Raw genomic sequence first — 15555 nt, forward strand, 5'->3', positions numbered from 1 at the left:
CGGCACCGGGCCCCGCGGGGCGTTGTCCACAGCCGCGCCTGCGCGCCCGACGCAGCCAATAGACTGTGGGGCATTCCACGAACCGATCGACGGAGCACCATGCCTGACATCACGAGCGAGCAGGTCGCGCACCTGGCGAACCTCGCACGTATCGCACTCACGCCCGACGAGATCGAGAAGCTGACCGGGGAGCTGTCGCACATCGTCGAGAGCGTCGCCAAGGTCGCCGAGGTCGCGACCGACGACGTCCCGGCGACGAGCCACCCCGTGCCGCTCGGCAACGTCACCCGACCCGACGTGGTCGGCACGACGCTGACGCAGGAGCAGGCGCTCTCCGGGGCACCCGACTCCGACGGCGAACGGTTCCGCGTGACCGCCATCCTCGGCGAAGAACAGTAGGGCGAAGAACAGTGACTGACGACATCACGAAGCTGAGCGCCGCGGCGCTCGCCGACGCCCTCGTGGCGCGCGACGTCTCGAGCGTCGAGGCCACCCAGGCCCACCTCGACCGGATCGCCGCCGTCGACGGCGACGTGCACGCGTTCCTGCACGTCAACCAGAACGCCCTGGCAGTGGCGAAGTCGATCGACTCCCGCCGTGCCGCCGGCGACGACCTCGGCCCGCTCGCCGGTGTGCCGATCGCCGTCAAGGACGTCCTGTGCACGCAGGACATGCCCACGACCGCCGGGTCCAGGATCCTCGAGGGCTGGGTGCCGCCGTACGACGCCACCCCCGTCGCGAAGCTCCGCGCCGCCGGCCTCGTGCCGCTCGGCAAGACCAACATGGACGAGTTCGCGATGGGCTCGACCACCGAGTTCTCGGCGTACGGTCCGACCCGCAACCCGTGGGACCTCGACCGGATCCCCGGCGGGTCCGGCGGTGGCTCGGCCGCCGCGGTCGCCGCGCACGAAGCACCCTTCGCCCTCGGTTCGGACACGGGTGGCTCCATCCGCCAGCCCGGTGCCGTGACGGGCACGGTCGGCGTGAAGCCGACCTACGGCGGGGTGAGCCGCTACGGCGCCATCGCGCTGGCGTCCAGCCTCGACCAGATCGGCCCGGTGTCCCGCACCGTCCTCGACGCCGCGCTCCTGCACGACGTCATCGGTGGGCACGACCCGAAGGACTCCACGTCCATCCCGGACGCCTGGCCCTCGATGGCCGCCGCCGCACGCGAAGGGCTCCAGGCGGACACGCTCCGCGGCCTGCGCGTCGGCGTGGTGAAGGAACTCGCCGGGGGCGACGGGTTCCAGGCCGGTGTCACCCAGCGATTCCAGGAGACGGTCGCGCTGCTCGAGTCGGCCGGCGCGGTCGTCGTCGAGATCGACGCCCCGTCGTTCGCGTACGCGATCAGTGCGTACTACCTGATCCTCCCGGCCGAGGCGTCGTCGAACCTCGCCAAGTTCGACTCGGTGCGCTTCGGCCTCCGGGTCACGCCCGAGAACGGTGCCACCGTCGAGGACGTCATGGCCGCCACGCGTGAAGCCGGCTTCGGACCCGAGGTCAAGCGGCGCATCATCCTCGGCACCTACGCCCTGAGCGCCGGCTACTACGACGCCTACTACGGCTCGGCGCAGAAGGTCCGCACGCTCGTGCAGCGGGACTTCCAGGCCGCCTTCGAGCAGGTCGACCTGCTCGTCAGCCCGTCGGCGCCGACGACCGCGTTCCCGATCGGTGAGCGCATCGACGACCCGCTGGCGATGTACCTCAACGACCTCACCACGATCCCGGCGAACCTCGCCGGTGTCCCCGGCATGAGCATCCCGAACGGCCTCGCGCCCGAGGACGGCCTGCCCGTCGGCGTGCAGCTGATGGCGCCCCAGCGTGAGGACGCCCGGCTGTACCGCTACGGTGCCGCCCTCGAGCGTCTGCTCGAACAGCAGTGGGGCGCGCCGCTCATCGCGTCCGTCCCGGACCTCGACCAGAGTCAGCAGTCCGCTGCGCAGGAAGGTGTGATCTGATGGCGCAGAAGGACGCGCTGATGGACTTCGACGAGGCGCTCGAGCGCTACGAGCCGGTGCTCGGCTTCGAGGTCCACGTCGAACTCGCGACGAAGACCAAGATGTTCTCGGACGCCCCGAACTTCTTCGGCGGCGAGCCCAACACGAACGTCACCCCGGTCGACCTCGGGCTGCCCGGGTCGCTGCCGGTCGTCAACGCACAGGCCGTGCGGTACTCGATCCAGCTCGGGCTCGCGCTCGGCTGCTCGATCGCCGAGTCCTCGCGGTTCGCCCGGAAGAACTACTTCTACCCGGACAACCCGAAGAACTACCAGGTCTCGCAGTACGACGAGCCCATCGCCTACGAGGGCGAGGTCGAGGTCGAGCTCGCCGACGGCACGATCTACAACATCCCGATCGAGCGCGCCCACATGGAAGAGGACGCCGGCAAGCTGACGCACGTCGGTGGTGCCACCGGCCGCATCCAGGGCGCCGAGTACTCGCTCGTCGACTACAACCGCGCCGGCGTGCCCCTGGTCGAGATCGTCACGAAGCCGATCTTCGGCGCCGAGCACCGTGCCCCCGAGCTCGGAGCCGCCTACGTGCAGGTCATCCGCGACCTCGTCCGGGCGCTCGGTGTCTCCGAGGCACGCATGGAGCGCGGCAACCTGCGGTGCGACGCGAACATCTCGCTGCGCCCCCGCGGGCAGGAGAAGCTCGGCACCCGCACCGAGACCAAGAACGTCAACTCGTTCCGCGCCGTCGAGCGTGCGATCCGCTACGAGATCCAGCGTCAGGCCGCGATCCTCGCCGCCGGTGGCACGATCACGCAGGAGACCCGTCACTGGCACGAGGACACCGGCCGCACGTCGGCCGGTCGCCCCAAGTCGGACGCCGACGACTACCGGTACTTCCCGGAGCCCGACCTGCTGCCCGTCGTGCCGGACCCGGCCGTCATCGCGGAGCTCCGTGCCTCGCTGCCCGAGGCCCCCGTCGCACGCCGCCGTCGCCTGAAGGGTGACTGGGGCTTCGCCGACCTGGAGTTCCAGGACGTCGTCAACGGCGGCCTGCTCGACGAGGTCGAGGGCACCGTCGCCGCCGGCGCCGCACCCCAGGCCGCCCGCAAGTGGTGGACCGGTGAGATCAGCCGCGTCGCCAACGCGCAGGACGCAGCCCCCGGTGACCTGGTGTCGCCGAAGCACGTTGCCGAGGTCATCGCGCTCGTCGAGTCCGGCGACCTGACCGACCGTCTGGCACGCCAGGTGCTCGAGGGCGTCATCGCGGGCGAGGGCTCGCCGGCGCAGGTCGTCGAGGCCCGCGGGCTCAAGGTCGTCTCGGATGACTCCGCCCTGACGGCCGCGGTCGACGAAGCACTCGCGGCGCAGCCCGACGTGCTGGCGAAGATCCAGGACGGCAAGGTCCAGGCAGCCGGCGCGATCATCGGTGCGGTCATGAAGGCCATGAAGGGCCAGGCCGACGCCGCCCGCGTGCGGGAACTCGTGCTGGAGCGCGCACAGCAGTCGTAGGCAGTCCCACCTCGCAAGGGCACGGCACCGGTCGGTGCCGTGCCCTTGCGTGCGTCCCGGTCGCCGTGGGCATCCTGGGGACACGTCAGCGATCGGGTGACAGGATGAGTCGTGTCCGCAACGATCCGCGCCATCGGAACCGCCGTCCCCGAGACGACCCTCGACCAGCCCCGGGTGCGTGATCTGTTCTCCGCCCAACCCGACCTCGGGCGGCTCGGCCAACGGCTCGTCCCCGCCGCGTTCGACGGGTCGGCGGTCGACCAGCGGCACACCGTCCTCCAGGAACTCGACTCCGCACGTGCCGGTGGTGCGTTCCGTGACGACGACGGCGCCCTGCGCTCGCCGTCCACCGGGTCACGCAACGACCGGTACCGCGAACTCGCCCCGCCGCTGTTCGTCGCCGCCGCTCGCGACGCCGTCGAACGCGCCGGCATCGCGCCGGAGGCCGTCACACACCTGGTGACCGTGTCCTGCACCGGGTTCACGCAGCCCGGGCCCGACATCGACGTCGTCGAGCAGCTCGGGCTCCCCGGTGGCGTCTTCCGGCACCACATCGGCTTCATGGGGTGCTGCGCCGCGTTCCCCGCCCTGCGGATCGCCGCGGCGTTCGTCGACCAGGACCCGGACGCCGTCGTGCTCGTGGTCTGCGGCGAACTCTGCACCCTGCACGTCCGCGCCTCGAACGACCCCGACCAGATCGTCGCCAACAGCGTCTTCGGCGACGGTGCGGCCGCCGCGGTGGTCGCCCGCGACGGAGCCGGTCTGCGCTTCGACGACTTCACGACGGCCGTGGTGCCCGAGGGAGCGTCCGAGATGGCGTGGAACATCGGGGACGAGGGCTTCGAGATGGTCCTGTCCACCGCCGTGCCGAAGCTCGTCGGCCTGCACGTCCCGAGCGCCGTGCAACCGCTGCTCGACGGCGCGCCCGCCTCGGACGTGCCGGTGTGGGCGGTCCACCCGGGCGGCCGAGCCATCCTCGACCGCACCCAGGAGTCGCTCGGCCTGCCGGACAGTGCGATGGAGTCGAGCCGGCGGGTGCTGCGCGAACACGGCAACATGTCGAGCGCCACCGTGCTCTTCGTCCTCCGCGACGCGGTCGACGCCGGCCTCGAGGACGGTAGCGCCGTCGTCGCGCTCGCCTTCGGCCCCGGACTCACGGTGGAGAGTGCGCGGCTCACCGCGGTGCGGACCGAGGCAACGCCCGCGGCAGAACCTGCGGCGGAACCCGAGGCATTGCCCGCGGCGGAACCCGCCGTCGCAGCCGACCGCGTGCCCGTCGCGACCACGGGCGCGGCGTGAGCCGTCAGGGCGGCGGCACCACGGGCCTCCCGGCCGTCGACCTACGCACCCGCGCGCTCAGCCTGACCGAACTGATGGACGACCCGGACTGCGACCCGCGTGCGCTCGCGCGCACCTTCCGGCGCTTCGCCGTCGTGAACGCGCTCGTGAGCGGTTGGCGTGCGGCCTGGCGCTCGCACGTCGTGCCGGCCCTGCCCGCCAGCGGCCGTGGCCGGGTGCTCGACCTGGGGTGCGGCGGCGGCGACCTGGCCCGCTCGCTGGTGCGGTGGGCGGCGAGCGACGGCTTCGACCTCGAGGTCGTCGGGGTCGACCCGGACGAACGCGCCATCGCCGCGGCACGGCGGTCGTCCCCGACCGGTGTGACGTTCCGGCAGCAGTCGAGCGGTGACCTGGTCGCGGCTGGTGAGCGGTTCGACGTCGTCGTGTCGAACCACGTGCTGCACCACCTGGGTGACGAGGAGCGGCGGGGGTTCCTGGCCGACTCCGAACTGCTCGCGAGCGGGCGCAGCCTGCACTCCGACATCCGGCGGTCGTCGGCGGCCTACCGTGCCTACGCGCTGGCGTCACCGCTCGTGGCGGCGGGGACGTTCATCCGGGTCGACGGCCTACGGTCGATCCGCCGGAGTTTCACCGTGCCCGAACTCCGCGACGTGCTGCCCGGCGGGTGGCGGGCCGAGGCGGCTGCGCCGCACCGGGTGCTGGCGATCCGCGACGCGTGAGCGGGCGTGGCCGCGGGCCACGGGCCGCGGGCCGCGGGGCCGCGGGCGCGGGGCCACGTTTCGGGCTCAGCGACAGTTCACGCGCGGGCACGCCCGTGAACTGTCGCTGAGCGCGAACGACCGGCCGGCGGCCCGGCGCGACGCGCGACGCGCGCCGCTACGGCCGCAGCAGCACCTTGATGGCCCGGCGTTCGTCCATCGCGCGGTAGGCCTCGGCGGCCTCGTCGAGCGGCAGCTCCAGGTCGAAGACGCGACCGGGGTCGATCGCGCCGGACAGCACGTCGGGCAGCAGCTCGGGGATGTACTTCCGGGCCGGGGCCATGCCGCCCGCGATGGCGATGTTCGTGTCGAACAGGTAGCGCGTGCCGATCGTCGGCACCCCGTGCGGGACCCCGACGAAGCCGACGTTGCCACCGGGGCGCACCGAGTGCAGCGCCTGGTCCATGCTCTCCTCGGTGCCGACGGCCTCGACGGCGCAGTCGGCCAGGTCGCCGCCCAGGAGCTCCCGGACGGCTTCGACGCCCTCGGCACCACGGGCGGCCACGATGTCGGTCGCGCCGAACTCGCGGGCGAGCGCCTGGCGGTCCGCGTGCCGGCTCATCGCGATGATGCGGTCCGCACCGAGCCGCTTCGAGGCGAGCACGGCGGACAGGCCGACCGCGCCGTCGCCGACCACGACGACGGTCTTGCCGGGGCCGACCGCTGCCGACACGGCGGCGTGGTGCCCCGTCGAGAAGACGTCGGACAGGGTGAGCAGCGACGGCACCAGGGCCGGGTCGACCGGGCCGGGGACGACGACGAGCGTGGCGTCGGCGTCCGGGATCCGCACGTACTCGGCCTGTGCGCCACCGACGGGGTCGCCGTAGGCGTCCGTGCTGCCGAAGCCGGACAGGTGGTCGCAGCCGGTGGTCATGCCGTTCCGGCAGGCCTGGCAGGTGCCGTCGTTCATGGTGAAGGGGGAGATGACGAAGTCGCCCTCGTGCAGGCCGGTGACGTCGTCACCGACGGCGACGACCTCGCCGACGAGCTCGTGGCCGATCGGCCGCGGCTGCTTCGTCTCGGTGACGCCGCGGTAGGGCCAGAGGTCCGATCCGCAGACACAGGCCGCGAGGACCTTGACGACGACGTCCTTGCCGGACAGGAGCCCGGGTCGGTCGCGCTCCTCGACGCGGATGTCGTTCGGGGCGTGGATGATCGCTGCGCGCACGGGCGGGCCTTCCGTCGAGATGATGGGGAACCGGCGCGGTCGACGTCGTCCGGGCCGTCGTCGACAGTACCCTCGTGCGGGTGGACGACGACCGGTACGGCGGCGATGTGCTCTCGGGGGACTGGCGCTCGCGCGGAGTGAAGAAGGTGCGGCAGGTGCCGCTCGAACGGGACATGGTGCTCGAGGACCCGGACTCCGGGTGGGCCGGTGCCGTGGTGGGGCTCGAGGCCGGCAACATCGCGCTCGAGGACTGGAAGGGCCGCACGCGCTCCTTCCCCTTCACCGGGCAGTTCCTGCTCGAGGGTGAGCTGGTGACGCTGGGGCGGCCGTCGGCGCCGGTCGGCCGGTCTGCCGCAGCCGCTGCCGGCTCGCCGGGTTCGCTGGGTTCCGTTCATTCGGACTGGAGGCCCGGGGGCGCGCCCGCCGTGCGGCAGGCGTCCGACGGCGGTCGCCTCCGCACCGCGTCCGGATCGTTCGCCGTGGAGTCGCAGCGTGCTCGGGTGGCGCTCCCCAGCCGCATCATGGTCGAGGGCAAGCACGACGCGGAACTCGTCGAGAAGGTCTGGGGCGCCGACCTGCGCGTCGAGGGCGTCGTGGTCGAGGAGCTCTCCGGCGTCGACAACCTGGCCGCCGTGCTCGACGAGTTCCAGCCGACGCGGGAGCGCCGGGTCGGGGTTCTGGTCGACCACCTGGTGCCCGGGTCGAAGGAGTCCCGCTTCGCCGACGCCGTGATGCGTGGCAGGTGGGGAGCGCACGTGCTCGTCGTCGGGCACCCGTTCGTCGACGTCTGGCAGTCGGTCAAGCCGGCGCGGGTCGGGCTGCGGGCGTGGCCGACGATCCCGCGCTCGATCGAGTGGAAGGCGGGCATCTGCCAGGCGCTCGGTTGGCCGCACGCCGAGCAGGCCGACATCGCTCGGGCATGGCAGCGGATCCTCGGGCAGGTGCGCACCTTCGCCGACCTGGAGCCGGAGCTGCTCGGCCGTGTCGAGGAGCTGATCGACTTCGTGACGGAACCACAGGCCTGAGAACCGGTGGATTGCCCGACCGGCGCGGTGTGCCGGGGGTGATCCGCGCCTCCAGGCCTACTGTTGAGGGATGGACGGCATCGACGGTCGCGTGCGGGGCGCGGTCGACCTGTGGCTGCGCTGGCTGCCGCGTTGGCAGATCGGTACCGCCCGCCCGCGCACGCGCATCTGCCGGAAGTGCACCGGGTCCCCGATCGCCGCGGCCGCGGGGTTCGGACCCGACGTGCCGCACGCCGTCCAGCACGCGCTGATCGGGCGGATCTCGACGATCGTCGAGGACGCCGTCGACGACTACACGGCGAAGAACCTGCCGCTGCTGCAGCGTGAACTCGAGCGGGCGGCGGCCCGGAAGCGGCACGCGGGGTACCAGCCGGCCGAGGGGTTGTCGCCGGAGTTCCAGGGCTTGGACGTGGACCCCGAGCCGTCGCCGGGGTCGCCGTTCCTGTTCACGCTCGGCGAGCTCGCCGGCACCGGTGCGGGGGAGCAGACGCCGCGCGAGCCGTTGTCCGACGAGGCGAAGGCCGCGCTCCGGCACGAGATCGCGCTGTCCGACGAGTGTGCGCGGTCGACCGGCACCGCGGTGTGCCTGGCGCTCATCGACCACCGGCCGCGGATCGCCGAGGCCGTCGAACGGCTCGTGGAGCCGCAGATCGAGGCGCTGGTGTCGGACATGTTCCGCGGGTTCGACGGGCCGGAGGACGGCCCGCGCAGCGGGTTGTTCTAGGCGCGGGCGTGGGTGCGCGTGCGCGCGGCTGCGGGCGTGGGTGCGGGCGCGGCTGCGGGTGCGTTCGGTGCGAGGTTCCGTACTCGGTGCGAGCGTTGTCCGGCCGCACCGAGTACGGAACCTCGCACCGTTCGCGTGGCGCCTCGCACGGTGCGAGGTCGCGTGGGTCGGGGTCAGCGGGGGAGCAGGGTGCGGCCGGGGATCACGGTGCCGCGCAGTGAGCGGTGCTCGACCGGGCGCGTGGGGTCGTCGATGCGGCCGATGACCAGGTCGATGGCCTCGCGGCCGATGCGCTCGATCGGTTGCTCGAGTGTCGTGAAGCCGATCCAGTCGCTCGCCAGCGGGTAGACGCCGTCGAACCCGGTGACGGAGAGATCGCGCGGGACCTCGACACCGCGGCGGGCGAGCGCCTCGCACACGTCGAGCATGAGCCGGTCGGTCGGGCACATCACCGCGGTCACGCTCGACTCCTGCACGGCGTCCACCAGGTCGGCGGCGAGGTCGTCGGGTGGCCGCACGAAGCTCGCGTCGATGTCGATCACCCGGACGCCACGTGCTCGGAGCCGCTCGAGCATCGCCGAGGATCGCGCGTGCTGCGTGATCGCGTTGTCGAGCGGAACGGTGAACACCACGGCCGTGGTGTGGCCGGCATCGGCGACGGCATCCGCGATGGAAGCCCCACCGTCGACCTCGTCGCAGTAGACGCTCGAGAGCGCCGGGTGTAGCTCGGGCCGACCCGCGACGACGGTGGCGATGCGGGGCGCGAACTCGGCTATGTCGGCGGACGGCATCAGGCCGCTGCACACGACGAGTCCGTCGACGCGCATCGACACGAGTGCGGCGAGGGCGGACTTCTCGTCCTCGACCCGACCGACGCCCGTCGTGGTGACGACGCGGTAGCCGAGCTCCGATGCGCGGCGCTCCATCACGGCGTGCAGTGCGGTGTAGACCATGGACGAGGCGTCCCGGACGAGCATCCCGATCGTGTTCGTGCGCCCGCTGACCAGTCCGCGAGCCATCGCGTTCGCGACGTACCCGAGCTCGGCTGCCGCTCGTTCGACGCGTTCGCGGGTCTCGTCCGAGAACCGGCCGGTCCCGGAGAGCACGCGGCTCACCGCCGACTTCGAGACCCCCGCACGTGCGGCGACGTCGAGGATCGTCGGCTGGGAACCGCGGCTGCCGTTCACGCGTCGGACGCTGCGGCGTCCCGTCGCGACCGCGACGCGGTGAACCGGAGCACGCCGCGGGCGATCGCGCGCCAGCCGAGCAGGAACACCCCGAGCACGATCGTCGCGACGATGACGAACGAGATCGGCAGCGGGTTGCCGTCGACGTCGCCCTGCCCGGTGGCGACGCGGATGGCCAGACCGACGAAGACCGTGAGGATCCAGACCACGACGGCGGTCGGCCAGAAGCGCAGCGGTCGAGCCCAGGCTCCACTCGTCACGTACCCGATCGCCCAACCGGCCAGGAACGGGTACGCGGTGGTCCAGAGCGCCAGCGCCGTGTTGGCCTCACCGTGCGACGAGCGCCCGATGAGTGCGAAGACGACGATGAGGACGACGTCGATGACGGCTGCGAGCCAACCCCAGGTGCGTGCGTTCACCCGCTCATTGTCGCAGCTGCTGATTCATCCGCCTGCGACTGTGGACGGATGCGGCTGTCCACAGTCTGATCCGGCTGCACTCGCACCGTGCGAGGTGTCGGCCAGCATCCGATGCATGACTGCTCATCCCCGTTTCCCCGCCGTCCCCGACTGCACGGTCCTCATCGCGCACGAGTCACGGCCGGACGAGGCCGCCGCGATCCGGGTCCGGGCCCGCGCTGGGGAACTGGTCCGCATCGCGCACGGCCGGTACGCGGACGCCGAGCGGTGGAAGGGCCTCCGCCCCGAGCAGCGGCACCACGTGCTCGTGCGATCACTCGTCGACCGGATCAGACCCCGCTTCGTCGTGTCGCACCTGTCGGCGGCAGCGGTCATCGGTGTGCCGCACGTGGGCCGGTGGCCGGAACGAGTCCACCTGACCAGACCCGGGCGTGATGCGCGGACCACCAACGCCACGTTCGTCGTGCACGCCGACTTCGACCCGTCGATGGCGGGCACGTGGCGGTTCCGCACGGACGACCTGACCCTGACGGGGTTCGACCGGACGGCCGTGGACCGCGCCATGACCTTGCCGATGACGGAAGCGGTGGTGGCCCTCGACCGGCTCCTCGCCCTCGGCGCGGACCGCGACGCCGTCCTGGACGGGGTCGCCCGGCGGGGACGGAAGGGCCGGCGCCGTGCCCTGCGGTCCGTTGGTTTCGCGGACGCAGCCGCCGACTCGGTCGGGGAATCGCTGGTCCGGGTCCGCCTGGACGAGTACGGCGCTCCCACCCCGGTGCTGCAACGACGCTTCACCACCTCGGGCGGGCCGGACATCGTCGTGGACTTCTGGCTACCGGACCAGGGCGTGGTGATCGAGTTCGACGGTGAGGTGAAGTACCGCGATGCAGCGCTGCGCGGAGGGCGGTCGGCGGAGGACGTCGTCATCGCGGAGAAGTACCGCGAAGACCGCTTGCGCTCCTTCCCCGAGGTGCGCGGTGTGATCCGGTACGGCTGGAAGGACGTGTGGGACGAGTCCGCGTTCCGCGCGAAGCTCCGGAACGCGCGGGTACCGATGTCGCGGTGACCTCGCACGGTGCGAGGGACGGCGTGAACGGTGCGAGGTTCCGTACTCGGTGCAGGGCTCCGGGGCGGGCACGGAGTACGGAACCTCGCACCAGGGCGAGGCGCCCCCGCACGCCTGCACCCGGAGTTCACCCGGCGGCGACGCCGGAGGCACCCGGAGTTCACCCGGCAGCGCCACACTCGACCCCGGCGCGGGAACGTTCCCACACGACCCGCCCGCACGACCCCGCACACCCGCACACCCGCACACCCGCACGACCCCGCACACCCCCACCCCGCACGACCCCACCGCACCACGGAACAGGGAGAACCCACGTGAAGACCCGAGTCCTCGCCGGCCTCGCCATCGCGGCAGCCGCGACCGTCGCACTCTCCGGCTGCGTCCAGAGCGCCAACGCCTCGAACGCCTCCGACACCGACGGCACCACCGACCTCACCGTGTTCATCAGCGGCGACACCAACGTCCAGGACCTCTGGGACAAGTCGCTCATCCCCGCCTTCGAGAAGGCGAACCCGAAGATCCACGTCAGCACGAGCATCGACCTGCACGGCGAGCACGACGCCCAGACCCAGGCGAACCTCGCCACCGCGGTCAAGGCCGGCAAGTCCGTCGCGTACGACCTCGTCGACGCCGGGTTCGTCACCACCGCCGGCAAGGCCGGGCTGATGGCGAAGGTCGGCGACAGCACGATCCCGAACCTGAAGGACGTCCCGGACGCCACGAAGCAGCAGGGCGGCGACAGCGCCATCCCGTACCGCGCCTCGAGCGTGCTGCTGGCGTACGACGCGAAGAAGGTCACGGACCCGCCGAAGACCCTCGACGACCTGCTCGCCTGGATCAAGGCCAACCCGGGCGAGTTCGCCTACAACTCCCCGTCGTCCGGCGGTTCGGGTGGCTCGTTCGTGGCCACGGTGCTCGCGAAGTACCTGACGCCCGCCGAGCAGGAGACGATGCAGACGAAGTACGACAAGTCGCTCGAGTCGAAGTGGGACAAGGGCTTCGCGGCCCTGAAGGACCTCGGCCCGTCGACGTACCAGAAGGGCGTCTACCCGAACGGCAACGACCAGGTCGTGCAGCTGCTCGGCAGTGGCCAGATCGCGATGGCCCCGGTCTGGAGCGACCAGTTCATCACCTCGCAGAAGACCGGCATCATCCCGAAGACCGTCAAGGCCGTGCAGATCGACGACCCGTCGTTCACCGGCAGCGCGAGCTTCCTCGGCATCCCCAAGACCGAGCCGAAGGCCAAGAAGGCGGCGTCGGAGAAGCTCGCCGACTTCGTGCTCAGCGCGAAGGGGCAGCAGCTCGTCGCGAGCGCCGTCTCCGGCTACCCGGTGATCCCGCTCGACAGCCTGCCGGCGTCGGTCGCCGAGCAGTTCGCCGACGCGAACCCCTCGCAGCTCCGCCTCGGGTTCCAGAGCGACTTCGCCGCCGACATGAACGCGGCGTGGGACGCGAAGGTCCCGCAGTGACCCAGACCGTCCAGGACGGCCCGGCAACCGGCCGGGAGGCCCGTGGCGACTCCGCCACGGGCCTCCCGCCCGTCCCGCCCCACGCCCAGGGCCCGGCGCACCCCGCCATCGGGCGCACGGCGCAGGAGCGGCTGGCCCGCCGCCGGCGGTGGCAGGGCCTCGCCCTCGTCGCCGCCCCGGTGCTGGTCGTCGTCCTGTTCGTCGGCGTCCCGGTGGTGAACGCCGCCCTGTTCAGCCTCGGGTTCACCGGCGGTCTGAACCAGGCGCTCGCCGACATCGGCGGCGACACCGTGCGCGGTTTCTCGTTCGCGGTCTACGCCACCCTGCTCGGCAACGCCACGTTCCTGCGGGACCTGGTCGCGACGCTCGGCGTCACCGCACTGTCGACCGGCCTGACCGTGGGACTCGCGGTCGTCGTCGCGGTGATCCTGCGACTCCGCGGAGGCTTCCTCGGCAAGACCCTCAGTGTCCTGGCCGTGGTACCGATCTTCGTGCCGGTGGTCATCGCCAGCTGGTCCATCCTGACGTTCACCGACGCGCAGGGGTTCCTCCGGAGCCTCGGTGCCCAGTTCGGCCTCGACGTCCCGGTGTGGGGCTACACCCTCGTCGCCGTGGTGTTCGGCAGCGTCTGGACAAGCCTGCCGTTCGCGGTGCTCATGATCGCCGGGGCGCTGCAGGGCACACCGGACGCCCTGGTCGAGGCCGCGAAGGACGCCGGGGCGAGCACCTGGCGCGTCGTCTGGCAGGTGCTCCTGCCGATGGCCGCGACCCCGCTCGTCATCGCGACGACGTTCACCGTGATCGGGGTCCTCGGTTCGTTCACCGTGCCGTACTTCACCGGTCCGAACGCCCCGACGATGCTCGGCGTCGACATCTCGAAGTACTTCCAGGCCTACAACCGCCCGCAGCAGTCGACGGCGATGGCGTTCATCGTGTTCGCGTTCGCCGCGGCCGCGAGCATCTTCTACCTCCGCTCGACGGTCCGCTCGAACGCGGGCGAGCTCGACAAGAAGCAGCAGGAGCAGCAGTGATCAAGCGTCTGACCGGCAACGCCCTCGTCTGGGCGACCGCGATCGTGCTGGCCGTGTTCATCCTCGGGCCGCTCGTCTGGCTGGCCGCCCGTGCCTTCGCCACGACGTGGACCTACCCGAACCTGCTGCCCGACGGCTGGACCCTGCAGTGGTGGGGCACCGTGTTCGAGGACCGCAGCCTGGCCGTCGCGGTGCAGAACTCGCTCGTCCTCGCCCCGCTCACCGTCCTCATCGCCGCGGTGGTCTGCCTGCCCGCCGCGTGGGCGATCAGCCGCATCGAGTTCCCGGGGCGGCGGCTCGTGCTCGTCGGACTGTTCGCCACGAACGCGTTCCCGAAGATGGGCCTCTTCGTCACGATGTCGGCGATGTTCACCGCGCTGAACCTCATGAACACGGTCACCGGCATCCTGATCGTCCACGTCCTGGGCTGCGTCGTGTTCATGACGTGGTTGCCCGCCGCAGCCTTCTCGGCCGTGCCGCGGTCCCTCGAGGAAGCCGCCCGCGATGCCGGGGCGAGCCGCTGGCGCACCTTCTGGAAGGTGACGTTCCCGATCGCCTGGCCCGGGATCCTCGTCGCGATGGTGATGTCGTTCCTGGCGTCCTTCGACGAGGCGCAGGGCACGTACCTGGTCGGCGCCCCGACGTACATGACGATGCCGACGGCGATGTACTCGCTCGTCCTGAACTCCCCACGCCAGGTCTCGGCGGTGTTCGCGATCGCGCTGAGCATCCCGTCCGTGGTCCTGCTGCTGCTCGCCCGGAAGCACATCATGGGCGGCCGCCTGGCGGACGGCTTCCAGATCCGATGACCCACACCAGCACGAAAGGCGACCAGATGACGGACAAGGCGCTCGTCGCAGAACGCGCACCGGGCCTCCAGGCCGACGGCAGCACTGCGGACCGGACCCGCTCCGGCGGACTCACCATCCGCGGACTGCGCAAGACGCTCGGTGGGCGCGACGTCGTCGCCGGCATCGACCTCGACGTCGCGAAGGGCGAGCTCGTCTCGCTCCTCGGCCCGTCCGGCTGCGGCAAGACCACGACGCTCCGCATGGTGGCGGGGTTCCTGCCCGCCGACGGCGGCGTCGTGACCATGGGGGACCGCGACGTCACGTCGCTCGGCCCGGAACGCCGGCCGAGCGCGATGGTGTTCCAGAACTACGCGCTCTGGCCGCACATGACGGTGACGCAGAACGTCGCGTTCCCGCTGCGGACCCGACGGGTGCCGAAGCAGCGGGTCGCCGAGCGGGTGCGCGACGCGCTCGAGCTCGTCGGCCTGAGCCACCACGCCGGCTCGAAGCCGACCGCGATCTCGGGCGGCGAGCAGCAGCGCGTCGCCCTGGCCCGCGCCATCGTGCAGGAGCCGGACGTCCTGCTCCTCGACGAGCCGCTGTCGAACCTCGATGCGAAGCTCCGCGTGAGCGTCCGCGACGAGATCCGCCGCATCCAGCAGCGACTCGGCATCACGACCGTGATCGTCACGCACGACCAGGACGAAGCGCTCAGCATCTCCGACCGGATCGCCGTCATGCACGACGGCCGCATCGAGCAGATCGCGACACCGACCGAGCTCTACGCCCGCCCCGCCACGAGCTTCGTCGCGTCGTTCATCGGGTCGACGAGCGTCGTCACCGGCCGGTTCCTCGCCGGCACCTCGGTCAGCCCGACGGCGGCCGACACGGTGCTGGTCCGCCCCGAGCAGGTCGTGCTCACCGACGACTCGCCGATCCGCGCGACGGTCGCGCGGGTGCTCATGCGGGGGCACTTCGCCGAGGTCGTGCTCAGCACCGACTGCGCGGAGCTCCGCGCCTATGTCACCGGGCCGCCGCCGGCGGTCGGCACCGAGACCGGGGTGCGCCTGGGCGAGGTGCTCGTCCACCGCGACGGCGTGCTGCTCGAGGTCGCCCGATGAGCGCGGGGGCTTCGACGTCCACGGCTTCGGCTGC

15 protein-coding genes are annotated in these 15555 nt (G+C 71.8%); 12 read left to right on the forward strand and 3 right to left on the reverse strand.

Features of this window, described 5'->3' with window-relative positions; all coding sequences use genetic code 11:
• The first annotated feature begins 99 nt into the window (after positions 1-99).
• The 5 genes from gatC (at position 100) to BIU89_RS11150 (ending at position 5481) form a co-directional block, all read left to right on the forward strand.
• Positions 100-399: an Asp-tRNA(Asn)/Glu-tRNA(Gln) amidotransferase subunit GatC gene (gene gatC / locus BIU89_RS11130; RefSeq protein WP_017887005.1), complete on the forward strand. Its 300-nt coding sequence runs from the start codon at positions 100-102 to the stop codon at positions 397-399.
• 11 nt (positions 400-410) lie between these two features.
• Entirely contained in the window at positions 411-1958 is a 1548-nt protein-coding gene (gene gatA, locus BIU89_RS11135; RefSeq protein WP_027464607.1) for an Asp-tRNA(Asn)/Glu-tRNA(Gln) amidotransferase subunit GatA, read from the forward strand.
• Positions 1958-3463 (forward strand): Asp-tRNA(Asn)/Glu-tRNA(Gln) amidotransferase subunit GatB, encoded by a 1506-nt coding sequence (gene gatB, locus BIU89_RS11140; protein ID WP_035807593.1) that lies wholly within the window; start codon positions 1958-1960, stop codon positions 3461-3463. The genes gatA and gatB overlap by 1 nt, the downstream gene beginning before the upstream one ends.
• Before the next feature lie 111 nt (positions 3464-3574).
• A complete protein-coding gene (locus BIU89_RS11145; protein WP_071246564.1) occupies positions 3575-4762 on the forward strand; it encodes a type III polyketide synthase in 1188 nt (395 codons plus the stop codon).
• On the forward strand, positions 4759-5481 hold the full coding sequence (locus BIU89_RS11150; protein ID WP_083404317.1) for a methyltransferase domain-containing protein: 723 nt from the start codon (positions 4759-4761) through the stop codon (positions 5479-5481). Before BIU89_RS11145 ends, BIU89_RS11150 begins: the two co-directional genes overlap by 4 nt.
• Positions 5482-5638: 157 nt before the next feature.
• Here the strand turns inward: BIU89_RS11150 and BIU89_RS11155 are convergent, their stop codons facing one another.
• A complete protein-coding gene (locus BIU89_RS11155; protein ID WP_071246566.1) occupies positions 5639-6688 on the reverse strand; it encodes a zinc-dependent alcohol dehydrogenase family protein in 1050 nt (349 codons plus the stop codon).
• A gap of 80 nt (positions 6689-6768) precedes the next feature.
• Between BIU89_RS11155 and BIU89_RS11160 the strand changes: the two genes are divergently transcribed.
• Positions 6769-7713 (forward strand): DUF3097 domain-containing protein, encoded by a 945-nt coding sequence (locus tag BIU89_RS11160; RefSeq protein WP_071246568.1) that lies wholly within the window; start codon positions 6769-6771, stop codon positions 7711-7713.
• Between the two features lie 70 nt (positions 7714-7783).
• A complete protein-coding gene (locus tag BIU89_RS11165; RefSeq protein WP_017886998.1) occupies positions 7784-8437 on the forward strand; it encodes a hypothetical protein in 654 nt (217 codons plus the stop codon).
• A gap of 173 nt (positions 8438-8610) precedes the next feature.
• On the opposite strand, the gene BIU89_RS11170 is transcribed toward BIU89_RS11165, so the two are convergent.
• Positions 8611-9624 carry a LacI family DNA-binding transcriptional regulator gene (locus tag BIU89_RS11170; protein ID WP_071246570.1) on the reverse strand — a complete coding sequence of 338 codons (1014 nt, stop codon included), beginning with the start codon at positions 9622-9624 and terminating at the stop codon, positions 8611-8613.
• Positions 9621-10043, reverse strand: coding sequence for a DUF3054 domain-containing protein (locus tag BIU89_RS11175; RefSeq protein WP_071246571.1), 423 nt, complete (start codon positions 10041-10043; stop codon positions 9621-9623). Before BIU89_RS11175 ends, BIU89_RS11170 begins: the two co-directional genes overlap by 4 nt.
• Positions 10044-10158: 115 nt before the next feature.
• On the opposite strand from BIU89_RS11175, the gene BIU89_RS11180 reads away from it, so the two are divergent.
• The 5 genes from BIU89_RS11180 (at position 10159) to BIU89_RS11200 (ending at position 15521) form a co-directional block, all read left to right on the forward strand.
• Positions 10159-11109 (forward strand): hypothetical protein, encoded by a 951-nt coding sequence (locus BIU89_RS11180; protein ID WP_071246573.1) that lies wholly within the window; start codon positions 10159-10161, stop codon positions 11107-11109.
• Between the two features lie 314 nt (positions 11110-11423).
• The gene (locus tag BIU89_RS11185) at positions 11424-12578 is read left to right on the forward strand and encodes an extracellular solute-binding protein (RefSeq protein WP_071246575.1); all 1155 of its coding nucleotides are present in this window, start codon (positions 11424-11426) and stop codon (positions 12576-12578) included.
• The gene (locus BIU89_RS11190) at positions 12575-13609 is read left to right on the forward strand and encodes an ABC transporter permease (RefSeq protein ID WP_083404318.1); all 1035 of its coding nucleotides are present in this window, start codon (positions 12575-12577) and stop codon (positions 13607-13609) included. The genes BIU89_RS11185 and BIU89_RS11190 overlap by 4 nt, the downstream gene beginning before the upstream one ends.
• Entirely contained in the window at positions 13606-14418 is an 813-nt protein-coding gene (locus BIU89_RS11195; protein WP_017886992.1) for an ABC transporter permease, read from the forward strand. The genes BIU89_RS11190 and BIU89_RS11195 overlap by 4 nt, the downstream gene beginning before the upstream one ends.
• Entirely contained in the window at positions 14415-15521 is a 1107-nt protein-coding gene (locus tag BIU89_RS11200; protein ID WP_071246577.1) for an ABC transporter ATP-binding protein, read from the forward strand. Before BIU89_RS11195 ends, BIU89_RS11200 begins: the two co-directional genes overlap by 4 nt.
• Positions 15522-15555: the final 34 nt, after the last annotated feature.

Source organism: Curtobacterium sp. MCBA15_005 (assembly GCF_001864855.1).
GTDB lineage: Bacteria > Actinomycetota > Actinomycetes > Actinomycetales > Microbacteriaceae > Curtobacterium > Curtobacterium flaccumfaciens.

What these genes read in the sequence shown, in the direction of transcription:
- gatB (WP_035807593.1), top strand. Translation starts at nt 1,958, where the DNA reads ATGGCGCAGAAGGACGCGCTGATGGACTTCGACGAGGCGCTCGAGCGC.
- BIU89_RS11165 (WP_017886998.1), top strand. Translation starts at nt 7,784, where the DNA reads ATGGACGGCATCGACGGTCGCGTGCGGGGCGCGGTCGACCTGTGGCTG.
- BIU89_RS11200 (WP_071246577.1), top strand. Translation starts at nt 14,415, where the DNA reads ATGACCCACACCAGCACGAAAGGCGACCAGATGACGGACAAGGCGCTC.
- BIU89_RS11180 (WP_071246573.1), top strand. Translation starts at nt 10,159, where the DNA reads ATGACTGCTCATCCCCGTTTCCCCGCCGTCCCCGACTGCACGGTCCTC.
- gatC (WP_017887005.1), top strand. Translation starts at nt 100, where the DNA reads ATGCCTGACATCACGAGCGAGCAGGTCGCGCACCTGGCGAACCTCGCA.